Below are 12525 nucleotides of genomic sequence, written 5' to 3' on the forward strand. Positions count from 1 at the left end.
TATACCTTCTCTTTTTTCTATTTAAATCGCTTCTGTGACAAAACTACGGCTTTCCAATACTTTGAGCATGGCGTTAGCTGTATCTAGGGCTGTGAAGAGGGGCACTCCGTGTTCAATAGCTGAACGGCGAATTTGCTCTCCATCTTCGTCAGCAGTTCGTTTTGTTCCAACTGTATTAATGATAGCTTGAATTCTTCCTTTACGAACAAAGCTTGGAATATCCTTATCGTCATCACCAATCTTACCAACAGGTTGGGCTTGCAATCCATGACTGGCAAAGAAGGCTGCTGTCCCTTCTGTCGCGAGGATTCCATAGCCAATATTTTGGAAACGACGAGCTAAGTCCAAGGCTTCTTCTTTTGCATCATCAGCGATGGTAAATACAACGTTACCAAAAGTTGGCAAATGCAGGTAAGAAGCTTCAAAGGCTTTATAGAGAGCTTTTTCCAAAGTCGTATCAGAACCCATAACTTCACCTGTTGACTTCATTTCAGGACCGAGCAAACTGTCTACCTTAGCTAGTTTTGTGAAGGAGAAGACAGGTGCCTTGATATGAACGCGGGTGCTTTCAGGGTAAAGTCCATCTTCGTAACCAAGTTCTTCAAGTTTTTGACCAAGAATGAGCTTAGTAGCTACCTGAGCCATAGGGATATTGGTCACTTTAGAAAGGAATGGAACCGTACGGCTGGCACGTGGATTGACCTCAATAACGTAGACTTTTTCATCCTTGATAACAAACTGGATGTTCATCATTCCAAGGCAATTAAGGCCGATTGCTAGACGTTTCGTATAGTCTGCTATAGTTTCCTGAACCTTTTGCGACAAGGTTTGTGGTGGGTAAACGGCCATTGAGTCACCTGAGTGGACACCAGCACGTTCGATATGCTCCATGATACCAGGGATAAGGACATTTTCTCCGTCTGAAATGGCATCAACTTCACACTCTTGTCCAACGATATAAGAGTCTACAAGGACTGGATGGTCAGGACTAGCCTTAACCGCTGTGCGCATGTAAGAACGAAGGTCTTCTTCGTTTTCAACGATTTCCATAGCACGTCCACCAAGTACATAAGATGGACGGACAAGAACTGGGAAGCCAATCTTTCGAGCTGCAAGAACTGCTTCTTCTTCATTGGTAGCCGTTTGTCCTGGTGGCTGTGGAATATCCAAATCTTTAAGAGCTTGCTCAAAGAGGTCACGGTCCTCAGCTCGGTCTAGGTCAGCAACCTGTGTCCCAAGGATGGTCACACCTGCTTTCGCCAATGGCTCCGCAAGGTTGATGGCTGTTTGACCACCGAACTGAACGATAACACCCTTTGGTTGCTCCAAGTCGATGACGTTCATCACATCTTCAAAAGTCAATGGTTCAAAGTAGAGTTTATCAGATACCGAGAAGTCTGTAGATACGGTCTCTGGATTTGAGTTCATGATGATAGCTTCGTAGCCAGCAGCTTGGATAGCCTTAACAGAGTGAACCGTTGCATAGTCAAACTCGACCCCTTGACCGATACGGATTGGACCAGAACCTAGGACAAGTACAGATTCCTTATCAGACTTGATAGACTCGTTTTCCCAACCATAGGTTGAATAGAAGTATGGTGTTTCAGAGTCAAATTCTGCCGCACAAGTATCTACCATCTTATAAACTGGAACAATCTTGCTTTCCAAACGAAGCTGGCGAACTTGGTCAGCTGTCGTTTCCCATAGTTCAGCAATCTTACGGTCTGAGAAACCATTTAGTTTTGCTGTTTTCAAGACTTCTAGATCTTGTGGATGGGCACCTAATTCTTGCTCAATTTCAAAGATATGCAAGAGTTTATCCAGATAGAAGATATCAATCTTAGTCAATTCAGCAATTTCTTCTGGTGTGTAACCACGGCGAATAGCTTCTGACACATAGAAGAGACGGTCATCCTGGGCTTTGACAACTTTTTCAATCAAGGCATCATCCGAAACCGCTGCAAGTTCAGGCATTTCATTGTGGTGCACACCAATTTCAAGGGAGCGACAAGCTTTAAGGAGAGATTCCTCGATGTTACGACCAATCGCCATTACTTCCCCAGTCGCCTTCATCTGGGTACCAAGACGGCGCTCACCCTTTTCAAACTTGTCAAATGGGAAACGCGGAATCTTGGCAACCACATAGTCAAGGGCTGGCTCAAACATGGCATAGGTTGAACCTGTAACTGGGTTGATCACCTCATCTAAGGTCAAACCTACGGCAATCTTAGCAGCCAATTTGGCAATTGGGTAACCTGTCGCCTTTGAAGCAAGGGCTGAAGAACGCGATACACGAGGGTTTACTTCAATGACATAGTACTTGAAGCTGTGTGGGTCAAGGGCCAACTGAACGTTACATCCACCTTCAATCTTGAGGGCACGAATAATGCTCAAGCTAGCGTCACGAAGCATTTGGTTTTCATAGTCTGACATGGTTTGAGCAGGGGCAAATACAATGGAATCTCCTGTATGAATCCCAACTGGGTCAAAGTTTTCCATGTTACAAACAACCAAAGCATTGTCAGCTGAGTCACGCATAACTTCGTATTCGATTTCCTTGAAACCTGCAATCGAACGTTCAATCAAACATTGGGTCACAGGTGACAATTTCAATCCATTTTCAGCGATTTCACGCAATTCTTCCTCATTAGCACACATTCCACCACCAGTACCACCAAGTGTAAAGGCTGGACGGACGATGACTGGGTAACCAATTGTTGCTGCAAAGGTAACTGCTTCTTCGACTGTGTTGACAATTTCAGATTCTGGAATGGGTTGGTTGAGCTCTTCCATCAACTGTTTAAAGAGATCACGGTCCTCCGCTTGGTCGATGGCAGATAATTTAGTTCCCAGAAGCTCAACACCAAGCTCATCAAGGATACCATTTTTAGATAATTCCATGGCCATGTTGAGACCTGTCTGACCACCGAGTGTTGGTAGCAAGGCATCTGGACGTTCCTTACGAAGAATACGTGTCATAAACTCAAGTGTAATCGGTTCAATATAAACCTTGTCAGCAATTTCTTTGTCCGTCATGATGGTGGCAGGGTTTGAGTTAACCAATACAACCTCATAACCTTCCTCTTTCAACGACAAGCAAGCCTGGGTCCCAGCGTAGTCAAACTCAGCAGCCTGACCAATAATAATCGGACCAGAACCAATCACCATAATTTTTTGAATATCAGTACGTTTAGGCATAGTTTATGATACAAAGCCCGTAAAGAACACAGTGAAAATAGGAAACTCGGTGCAGACGCCTTCAGCGTCAAGACGATGTTTATCTTTTTCACACAGTTCTTAGGGCGTGTTCACTTCCGCGAACAATGTATCTTCTCCTTTCTATTCGTCGCCTCACAGAGCGACATTAAATAAATTCTCCGACGATTTTTTAGCGAAACGATACTTTTCGGTAAAAAATCTAGTGCAGGGAGTTTTTAGTTCGCCTGATAGCGACTAAAAGAAACGACCTGCCTTTCTATTCGTCGCCTCTCAGGGCGACATTAAATAAGATACAAAGGACGAATAGAAAGCGATTGAATTTTAGGAAACCAAGGAAGGATTGACAATCCAAATTGGTTTCTCTAAATTCCGAGCTTTCCGTCCGTGTTCAGTTACATAAATTCTCCGACGAGCTTTTACTCGTTCTTAGTTTGATTGTTTAAAAGCTTCCATCATCTCGATAAACTCATCAAATAGGTAGCTAGCGTCGTGTGGACCAGGGGCTGCATCTGGATGGTATTGGACAGAGAAAGCAGGTTGGTATCTGTGACGCACACCTTCCACTGACTTATCATTGATTTCTTCATGGGTGATAATCAAATGCTCTGGCAAATCTTCACGACTAACTGCATAACCATGGTTCTGGCTGGTGAAGTCTACTCGTCCTGTTGCAATTTCACGTACTGCATGGTTAAAGCCACGGTGACCAAACTTCATCTTGTAAGTCTTAGCCCCGTTTGCCATAGCAAAGAGTTGATGCCCCATACAAATACCAAAGATTGGAATTTTTCCTTGCACACCACGAATCATATCCAGTGCCTGTGGAACATCTTCTGGGTTACCTGGACCGTTTGACAACATAACTCCGTCAGGATTAAGATGGAGAATTTCTTCAGCCGTTGTCGAATAAGGAACAACCGTCACGTTACAGTTGCGTTTAGAAAGTTCACGTAGGATTGAGTGCTTGAGACCAAAGTCCACTAAAACAACACTCAAACCAACTCCTGGTGCTGGATAGGAAGTTTTAGTAGAAACCTGCTTGATATTGTCTGTCGGCAAGACTGTTGCTTGGAGCTGGTCAGTCACATGGTCCATGCTGTCCCCAACATGGGTCAAGGTTGCACGCATAGTACCATGCTTACGGATAATCTTGGTAAGAGCACGTGTATCAATTCCTGAAATACCTGGAATTTTCTTGGCTTTCAAAAATTCATCCAAGGTCATTTGGTTGCGCCAGTTGCTTGCTCTACGTGCTTCTTCGAAAACAACAACTCCCTTACAAGTTGGAATAATGGATTCGTAATCATCACGGTTAATTCCATAATTTCCTACCAAAGGATAAGTAAAGGTCAAGATCTGTCCATTGTAAGACTGGTCTGTAATGGATTCTTGGTAGCCGGTCATACCTGTATTAAAGACGATTTCGCCTGTTACATCAATATCTGCTCCGAAGGCCTTGCCTTCAAAAACTGTGCCATCTTCTAATACTAGAAGTCTTTTTGTCATATTTTCACCTCTCGTGGACGCTCACTGGCGTCTTTTAACGTCTTGTGTTTTAGTTGGCGTTTCTACTCGCCAGTACGGATTCTAAGATTGCCATTCGAACAAAGACACCATTGGTCATTTGTTGGACAATCCGTGATTTTGGTGCTTCAACCAAGTGATCTGCGATTTCTACATCACGATTGACTGGAGCTGGGTGCATAAGGATTGCTGTTTCTTTCAAACGGTCGTAACGTTCTTGAGTCAAGCCATGTTGGGCATGGTAGTCTTCTTTTGAAAAGACAGCTCCACTATCATGGCGTTCATGTTGCACACGTAGAAACATCATGACATCCACCTGATCAATGATTTCATCAATAGTTACAAACTGTCCATAGTCTGCAAACTCTTGACTTCTCCATTCCTCAGGTCCAGCAAAGTAAAGTTCAGCTCCCAAGCGTTTCAAAATCTGCATATTGGATTTGGCAACGCGTGAGTGGTCCAAGTCACCTGCAATCGCAACCTTGAGCCCCTCAAAGTGACCAAATTCCTCATAAATAGTCATCAAATCCAGCAAGCTTTGGCTAGGGTGTTGTCCCGAACCATCTCCACCATTGATAATGGAAGTCGTAATCGTCGGACTAGCAATCAACTCTCTGTAGTAGTCAACCTCTGGGTGGCGAATCACACAGACATCCACTCCTAGTGCAGATAGGGTCAGGATAGTATCATAAAGTGTTTCACCCTTATTGACCGAACTAGTCTTCACATCAAAGTCAAGTCGTTCCAATCCCAATTTAATCTCTGCCACTTCAAAGGACTTATGCGTCCGTGTAGAATCCTCAAAGAAAAGATTGGAAACAATCGGATGGTCTTCATAAGGAAGCTGAGCTCCGTTTTTAAACTCAATTCCTCGCTTGATCAATTTCATCACTTGATCGACAGTGAGATCTTCCATGGACACCACATGGTTCAATGCTTGTTGATTTTCTGACATGGCTACTCCTTTAGCTTTCTAAGCTTCTTCAGTAATCAGAACTCTGTCTTGGCCATCAAGTTCTGCCATCTCTACGATGATTTCTTCAGAACGACTAGTAGGGATATTTTTCCCAACGTAATCTGGACGGATTGGCAATTCTCTATGTCCACGATCGACTAGAACTGCTAAACTCACGCGCGCAGGACGACCATGACCTACAATATTATCAATAGCAGCACGGATGGTACGACCTGTATAGAGCACATCATCCACCAAGATAACTTCGCGGTCTGTCACATCAACAGAAACCAAAGAAGTATCTTCTCCACTTTTTACATCATCACGGAAAGGTTTAGTATCCAATTCCACAACAGGAACTGAAAGATTTTCTAGTTGCTCCAAACGTTCTTGGATTCGGTGGGCGATAAAGACACCACGAGTTTTAATACCAGCCAAGACGATTTTATTCAAATCTTTGTTGCGTTCGATAATCTCATAAGTAATACGCGTAATCGCTCGTTTGACAGTCAATTCGTCTACAACTTCTTTTGCCTTCATGACAAACCTCCAAAAAGAAAAGTCTCCTTAAACAAGGAGACTTGAAATGTATAGCCAAGCGAGCCCTACTGCAAACAGTATAGACTTCACCCTACTACTTAATCGTTCTCCTTGCCTGCCTCACGGGACAGGTTTAAAGGAATATTTAGTTATCAAATACTATAGCACAAAGCATGCTTAAAATCAAGCAAAAACTTTTGAAACCCCATCTTATAAATTGCTTATAAATTGCTAAAGTCATATAACTGTGGGTACTGGTCACACTCTGGATTTTTAGGATGACAAATAGCTCTTCCAAAATAAATCATGGCCTGATGGGCAGCTAACCACTGCTCCGGTGGCAAGATATCCATGACCCGCTTTTCCACCTCAAGCGGTGTCGCTGATTTTTTGACAATATCGTGGTGTTTGCAAATACGCTCTACATGAGTATCCACTGCAAAGGCTGGAATCCCAAAACCAACACTCATGACAACATTGGCTGTCTTGCGACCAACACCTGCCAAACTCTCCAATTCCTCACGTGTTTGAGGAACTTGACCGTCAAAATCGTCTAGTAACTGTTGGGCACATTTTTTAAGGAATTTAGCCTTATTCCGATACAATCCCAGGCGAGAAATGTGTGAAGCAATTTCACTCTCTGTCGCTACAGACATGGCTTGTGGCGTTGGAAAGGCAGCAAAGAGACCTGGTGTAGCCTTATTTACCGCTGCATCTGTTGTCTGAGCTGACAACATGACCGCAACCAAGAGTTCAAAATGATTGGTGAAATCAAGACTAGGCTTGGCATCTGGAAAAAGAGCAATGATTTCTTCTAACACCTTTCGTGCGCGTTTTTTTGACAAAACCATTATTCGTCTCCATCAAATAGTCCTTGTAAGCCAGCAAAAGGACTGTTTTCTTCTTTCTTAACTGCCTGTTGGGCTTGGTATTCTTCCTCTGTCATGATTTGCCAGTCATTTCCTGACACAAAACCTTTACCAGCTTCTTCTTCAGCCGTCAAAACCTTAATAGGAATGTTTAGTAGGATATTGTCTGACACGCTCTCAGCAAGGTCAAGTTCTCCATTTTTGATAGGCAAGACCAAATCATCGTCTAAAACTTCCTGATCTAGCTGGTTGGTTGCGCCTTCCATGAAAACTTCTGTGACTGGATAAGATTCAGCCAACTCAACTGGCTCCATACTGCGACTTGAAGCAAGAACAATAGTATAAGATAGTTGATAATCTAAGAAATACATACTGTCTTCGTACTGTACTTTCCCAACTGCAAGGATATCTTTTACATCTAAAATTTCTTGATTGCGTGCACGCAGGTCTGCGGCTAGGTCTAAACTTTGTTCAAAATGCAAGCCTTCAGACTGCTTACGAATTTCTTGAATATTTAATTTCATACTTCCTCCATAAAGATTTACTCTCTTGATTATACCATGAAAAGCCTACAAATCAGCCCACCAAACTTTATAATTAAAATTCGATTTTTTAACATATTTAATATGACATTTTTGTTTTTTAGTGCTATACTATAGGCAATAATACATCAGAGCAAGGAGGATGCTCACATGGAAGACAAAGAACTCATTACTAATGCAACCCAACTCCTATCCGAGTTAAATAAAAGTTTCCAAATCTGCAAACAGGGTACTGCAGATGATATTCGACTGCAAGATCTGCTAAACACTACCATAAAAGAGCTCAAAAAAGCGGAAAAGTTGGACAACAGTATTTTAATCGACCTTGAGAAATTTTACCAACGTACCAGTCTTCTGATAGGCCTTGGTAGCCTAAAACTAAACGATCAAGCACGTACCGCTTGGCGGAACTATGACAAGTTCCATTACGAGCATGTCAAACACGTACTAACTCTTTATGGACCTGTTTTCGGATTTTAGAGATTAGAATTGTCAGTTTTCTGTTGACAAAATATCCTGAAAGGTATAGTATAGAGATACTAATACTCGGAGGTAAGGGAGACATGAACAACTAAGTCTATCAAATAAAGAACCTTTATTTAGTAGATCTTGTTTTTGTCTCTTTTTGTGTACTCTTTTATGCTCTTTTTCTGGCATTTTATACTCAATGAAAATCAAAGAGCAAACTAGGAAGCTAGCTGCAGGTTGCTCAAAGCACTGCTTTGAGGTTGTAGATAAGACTGACGAAGTCAGTTACATATATCTACGGTAAGGCGACGCTGACGTGGTTTGAAGAGATTTTCGAAGAGTATTAATAGAGTTTTTTGACATAAACTTTGGCTCTACTAGGTAAAGTAGAGCTTTTTGTTATGCACTATTGGACATTCTAGAAAGGGCAATCATATGATAAAAATCAATCACCTGACCATCACACAAAACAAAGATTTACGAGATCTTGTCTCTGACCTAAGCATGACCATCCAAGACGGGGAAAAAGTAGCTATTATTGGAGAGGAAGGAAATGGCAAATCAACCTTACTTAAAACTTTAATGGGGGAATATTTGTCTGATTTCACTATCAGGGGAGACGTCCAGTCTGACTATCAGTCACTGGCCTATATTCCTCAAAAAGTCCCCGAGGAGCTGAAAAAACAATCTCTACACGACTACTTCTTTTTAGATTCTATTGATTTAGACTACAGTATCCTTTATCGCTTAGCTGAAGAGTTGCATTTTGATAGTGATCGTTTCGCAAGCGACCAAGAGATCGGGAGCCTCTCCGGTGGCGAAGCTTTGAAAATTCAGCTCATCCATGAGTTAGCCAAACCCTTTGAGATTTTATTTTTAGATGAACCTTCAAATGACCTAGACCTTGAGACGGTTGATTGGCTAAAAGGTCAGATTCGAAAGATTCAGCAAACCGTTATTTTCATTTCCCATGATGAAGACTTTCTTTCTGAAACGGCTGATACCATTGTCCACTTGCGACTGGTCAAGCACCGGAAAGAAGCAGAAACGCTAGTAGAGCATTTAGACTATGATCGCTATAGTGAGCAGAGAAAGGCTAATTTTGTCAGACAAAGCCAGCAAGCTGCTAACGACCAAAGAGCCTACGATAAAACCATGGAAAAACATCGGCGAGTCAAGCAAAATGTAGAAACTACGCTTCGAGCTACCAAAGACAGTACTGCCGGTCGCCTATTGGCTAAAAAGATGAAAACTGTCCTCTCACAAGAAAAACGCTACGAAAGGGCAGCTCAGTCCATGACCCAAAAGCCACTTGAAGAGGAAGAAATCAGACTTTTCTTCTCAGATATCCAACCATTACCGGCCTCTAAAGTCTTAATCCAACTGGAAAAGGAAAATTTGGCCATTGGCGGCCGAGTTTTGGTTCAAAAACTACAACTAACTGTCCGTGGCCAAGAAAAAATCGGTATCATCGGCCAAAATGGTGTTGGTAAATCAACTCTGCTAGCCAAGTTACAGCAACTTCTTAATGATAAAAAAGAGATTTCCCTTGGTTTTATGCCACAAGATTACCAGCAAAAACTGCAATTGGAGTTATCCCCAATCGCCTATCTCAGCAAAACTGGGGAAAAAGAGGAACTGCAGAAAATCCAATCTCGCTTAGCCAGTCTCAATTTCAGTTATCAAGAAATGCAGCATCAAATTCGCTCCTTATCTGGCGGGCAACAGGGGAAACTTCTGCTTTTGGATTTAGTCTTGCGCAAACCAGACTTTCTCCTGCTAGATGAACCCACACGAAACTTTTCTCCAACTTCTCAACCCGAACTCAGAAAACTCTTTGCCACTTATCCTGGTGGTCTCATCACTGTTTCGCATGACCGTCGTTTCTTAAAAGAGGTCTGTTCAAGCATCTATCGCTTAACAGAACACGGTTTGGATGTAGTTAATTTAGACAATTTATAAATTTGCAACATAGCAGATAGGTGGGGCAAAAACACAATTTTAGGAGAAAAGGAAGTAAATCTTCCCATAATAAAACGCATAATATCAAGTTTTTTGCACACCTGATATTATGCGTTTTTAAGATTTTAAAGACTTTTTCCCAGCCTTCATTTCACATATGTTTTAAACGTTCAATCCGTTCTGAGATAGGTGGGTGGGTATAAAAGAGTTTTTGGAACCCTCCCCCTTTCTTGGGATCATTGATATAAAGTGCACTGCTGGCATCATCGACAGGACGACTCATCGGTTTACTATTATCCAACTTACATAGAGCATTAATCATCCCTTGAGGATTACGAGTCAACTCGACACTGGAAGCATCAGCAAGGAATTCCCTCTGACGAGAAATAGCTAGTTGTACCAAGGTGGCAGCAAGAGGTGCCAGCACAATAGCTAGTAGAGAAACTACGAGCATAATGATTTCTAAGCCATTTCCATCTCGGTCATCATCACTTCGTCTGCGACCTGCTCCACCCCACCACATCATACGACCGGCCATACTAGAAAGCATGGTGATAGCACTAGCAAGGGCAACAGCAATAGTCGAAATACGGATATCGTAATTACGAATATGACTGACTTCATGTCCCATAACAGCTTCTAGTTCTTCACGATTCATGATAGCTAGGAGACCTGACGTCGCAGCAACCGCTGCGTTTTGAGGGTTAGAACCTGTCGCAAAGGCATTTAAGGCTGGATCATCAATGATGAAAACACGAGGCATAGGAATCTGAGCCACCATAGCCATATCTTCCACTACATGGTAGAGGTCTGGTGCCGTTTGTTCATCCACCTCACGCGCTCCATTCATGGACATGACGATCTCTGTCGATTGAAAAATCATGGACAAGGCATAGATAAAGCCGATAATCAGTGCGATAACCAAACCACCAAGCCCAGATCGCATAAAGAGGTAGCCAACCGCATAGCCAACAAGAGCTAAGAGTAGGAAAAATACCAACAATAAAATCCAGGTTCTTCGTTTATTGCTTGCAATTTGATCAAACAACATCTTAGTCACCTAAACCGCTAAAATCAACTTTAGGAACTGACTTTTCCTCTTCTGGTGTTTGAAGGAAATCTGCTGCTTTAAATCCAAACATTCCAGCGATAATATTGCTTGGGAAAGTTTCTAATTTTACATTGTAGTTGCTGACAACACTGTTGTAGAGTTGACGGGAGTAAGAAATTTTATTTTCTGTGTTTGTCAACTCCTCTTGCAATTTAACAAAGTTGGCACTAGCTTTCAAATCTGGATAGCTTTCTGCAACTGCAAAAATACCTGAAACCTGACGAGTGAGGGCATCACTAGCTTTCATAGCTTCTGCTGGTGAAGTCGCTGCTGCCACTTGGTTACGCAGTTCTGCCACCTTTTCAAGGGTAGAACCTTCATATTTGGCATAACCTTTTACAGTCTCAATCAAGTTTGGCAAGAGATCATTTCGACGTTTCAACTGAACATCAATCTGACTCCAAGCCTCCTTTGTTTGCATACGATTCTTAACCAAACCGTTATAGCTAACAATTACAAAAATAACAATAAGAGCGATAACTCCAAGAATAATCCAAGTCATTATATAAGTCCTTTCTACTTTTAGATTAGTACCAGTATATCAAATTTTTAATGATTGTGGTAAAATAAGATAATACTAAAGAAGGAAATAACTATGAAACCAGAAACATTTTACAACCTGCTTGCCGAGCAGAATCTTCCACTTTCGGACCAGCAAAAAAAACAATTTGAACGTTATTTTGAACTCTTGGTCGAGTGGAATGAAAAAATCAATCTAACAGCTATTACAGACAAGGATGAAGTTTATCTCAAACATTTTTACGATTCGATTGCACCCATCCTTCAAGGTTTGATTCCTAATGAAACTATCAAACTGCTTGATATCGGGGCCGGGGCAGGATTTCCTAGTCTACCGATGAAAATTCTCTATCCTCAGTTAGATGTAACTATCATTGATTCACTCAATAAGCGTATCAACTTCCTGCAACTTTTGGCTCAAGAACTGGATTTGGATGGTGTTCATTTCTACCATGGACGTGCCGAAGATTTTGCACAAGACAAGAACTTCCGTGCTCAATATGATTTTGTAACAGCTCGTGCGGTTGCCCGTATGCAGGTCTTGTCTGAATTGACTATCCCCTACCTTAAAGTTGGCGGAAAACTATTGGCACTCAAAGCCAGCAATGCGCCTGATGAGTTATTAGAAGCTAAGAATGCCCTCAACCTCCTTTTTAGTAAAGTAGAAGACAATCTCAGCTACGCTCTACCTAATGGAGATCCGCGCTACATCACAGTGGTAGAAAAGAAAAAAGAAACACCAAATAAATATCCACGTAAGGCTGGTATGCCCAACAAACGTCCGCTTTAAATTTTTTAGTAAAAAATGTTTACAAA

At 42.0% G+C, this 12525-nt stretch carries 11 protein-coding genes; 3 read left to right on the forward strand and 8 right to left on the reverse strand.

Annotation, left to right across the window (positions count from 1 at the left end; all coding sequences use genetic code 11):
* Positions 1–21: 21 nt before the first annotated feature.
* From carB to O3599_RS09260, 6 genes are all read right to left on the reverse strand, one after another.
* Positions 22–3198 carry a carbamoyl-phosphate synthase large subunit gene (gene carB, locus O3599_RS09235; protein ID WP_247939865.1) on the reverse strand — a complete coding sequence of 1059 codons (3177 nt, stop codon included), beginning with the start codon at positions 3196–3198 and terminating at the stop codon, positions 22–24.
* A 447-nt stretch (positions 3199–3645) separates the two neighbouring features.
* Entirely contained in the window at positions 3646–4725 is a 1080-nt protein-coding gene (locus O3599_RS09240; RefSeq protein ID WP_000166853.1) for a carbamoyl phosphate synthase small subunit, read from the reverse strand.
* 49 nt (positions 4726–4774) lie between these two features.
* Positions 4775–5698, reverse strand: a complete 924-nt coding sequence (locus O3599_RS09245; protein WP_004260121.1) for an aspartate carbamoyltransferase catalytic subunit — start codon at positions 5696–5698, stop codon at positions 4775–4777.
* 18 nt (positions 5699–5716) lie between these two features.
* On the reverse strand, positions 5717–6238 hold the full coding sequence (gene pyrR / locus O3599_RS09250) for a bifunctional pyr operon transcriptional regulator/uracil phosphoribosyltransferase PyrR (protein WP_000644747.1): 522 nt from the start codon (positions 6236–6238) through the stop codon (positions 5717–5719).
* 221 nt (positions 6239–6459) lie between these two features.
* Positions 6460–7089, reverse strand: coding sequence for an endonuclease III (gene nth, locus O3599_RS09255; protein WP_000244443.1), 630 nt, complete (start codon positions 7087–7089; stop codon positions 6460–6462).
* Positions 7089–7631, reverse strand: a complete 543-nt coding sequence (locus tag O3599_RS09260; protein WP_247939866.1) for a DUF177 domain-containing protein — start codon at positions 7629–7631, stop codon at positions 7089–7091. Before O3599_RS09260 ends, nth begins: the two co-directional genes overlap by 1 nt.
* Positions 7632–7799: 168 nt before the next feature.
* Between O3599_RS09260 and O3599_RS09265 the strand changes: the two genes are divergently transcribed.
* Both O3599_RS09265 and O3599_RS09270 read left to right on the forward strand, forming a co-directional pair.
* A complete protein-coding gene (locus O3599_RS09265) occupies positions 7800–8129 on the forward strand; it encodes a hypothetical protein (RefSeq protein ID WP_004256665.1) in 330 nt (109 codons plus the stop codon).
* A gap of 423 nt (positions 8130–8552) precedes the next feature.
* On the forward strand, positions 8553–10079 hold the full coding sequence (locus O3599_RS09270) for an ATP-binding cassette domain-containing protein (protein ID WP_247939867.1): 1527 nt from the start codon (positions 8553–8555) through the stop codon (positions 10077–10079).
* 151 nt (positions 10080–10230) lie between these two features.
* On the opposite strand, the gene htpX is transcribed toward O3599_RS09270, so the two are convergent.
* Both htpX and O3599_RS09280 read right to left on the reverse strand, forming a co-directional pair.
* Positions 10231–11130, reverse strand: a complete 900-nt coding sequence (gene htpX / locus O3599_RS09275; RefSeq protein ID WP_000895765.1) for a zinc metalloprotease HtpX — start codon at positions 11128–11130, stop codon at positions 10231–10233.
* 1 nt (position 11131) lies between these two features.
* On the reverse strand, positions 11132–11692 hold the full coding sequence (locus O3599_RS09280; RefSeq protein ID WP_000219823.1) for a LemA family protein: 561 nt from the start codon (positions 11690–11692) through the stop codon (positions 11132–11134).
* 93 nt (positions 11693–11785) lie between these two features.
* On the opposite strand from O3599_RS09280, the gene rsmG reads away from it, so the two are divergent.
* Positions 11786–12499, forward strand: a complete 714-nt coding sequence (gene rsmG / locus O3599_RS09285; protein WP_247939868.1) for a 16S rRNA (guanine(527)-N(7))-methyltransferase RsmG — start codon at positions 11786–11788, stop codon at positions 12497–12499.
* Positions 12500–12525 lie beyond the last annotated feature (26 nt).

It is taken from the genome of Streptococcus sp. 27098_8_103 (assembly GCF_041432345.1).
In the GTDB taxonomy this organism is placed as follows: domain Bacteria; phylum Bacillota; class Bacilli; order Lactobacillales; family Streptococcaceae; genus Streptococcus; species Streptococcus mitis_BV.

Bases quoted from the DNA above. Each gene is read 5' to 3' on its own strand.
- O3599_RS09265 (WP_004256665.1), top strand. From the start codon at position 7,800: ATGGAAGACAAAGAACTCATTACTAATGCAACCCAACTCCTATCCGAG.
- O3599_RS09280 (WP_000219823.1), bottom strand. From the start codon at position 11,692: ATGACTTGGATTATTCTTGGAGTTATCGCTCTTATTGTTATTTTTGTA.
- O3599_RS09245 (WP_004260121.1), bottom strand. From the start codon at position 5,698: ATGTCAGAAAATCAACAAGCATTGAACCATGTGGTGTCCATGGAAGAT.
- nth (WP_000244443.1), bottom strand. From the start codon at position 7,089: ATGGTTTTGTCAAAAAAACGCGCACGAAAGGTGTTAGAAGAAATCATT.
- htpX (WP_000895765.1), bottom strand. From the start codon at position 11,130: ATGTTGTTTGATCAAATTGCAAGCAATAAACGAAGAACCTGGATTTTA.
- carB (WP_247939865.1), bottom strand. From the start codon at position 3,198: ATGCCTAAACGTACTGATATTCAAAAAATTATGGTGATTGGTTCTGGT.
- O3599_RS09240 (WP_000166853.1), bottom strand. From the start codon at position 4,725: ATGACAAAAAGACTTCTAGTATTAGAAGATGGCACAGTTTTTGAAGGC.
- O3599_RS09260 (WP_247939866.1), bottom strand. From the start codon at position 7,631: ATGAAATTAAATATTCAAGAAATTCGTAAGCAGTCTGAAGGCTTGCAT.
- pyrR (WP_000644747.1), bottom strand. From the start codon at position 6,238: ATGAAGGCAAAAGAAGTTGTAGACGAATTGACTGTCAAACGAGCGATT.
- O3599_RS09270 (WP_247939867.1), top strand. From the start codon at position 8,553: ATGATAAAAATCAATCACCTGACCATCACACAAAACAAAGATTTACGA.
- rsmG (WP_247939868.1), top strand. From the start codon at position 11,786: ATGAAACCAGAAACATTTTACAACCTGCTTGCCGAGCAGAATCTTCCA.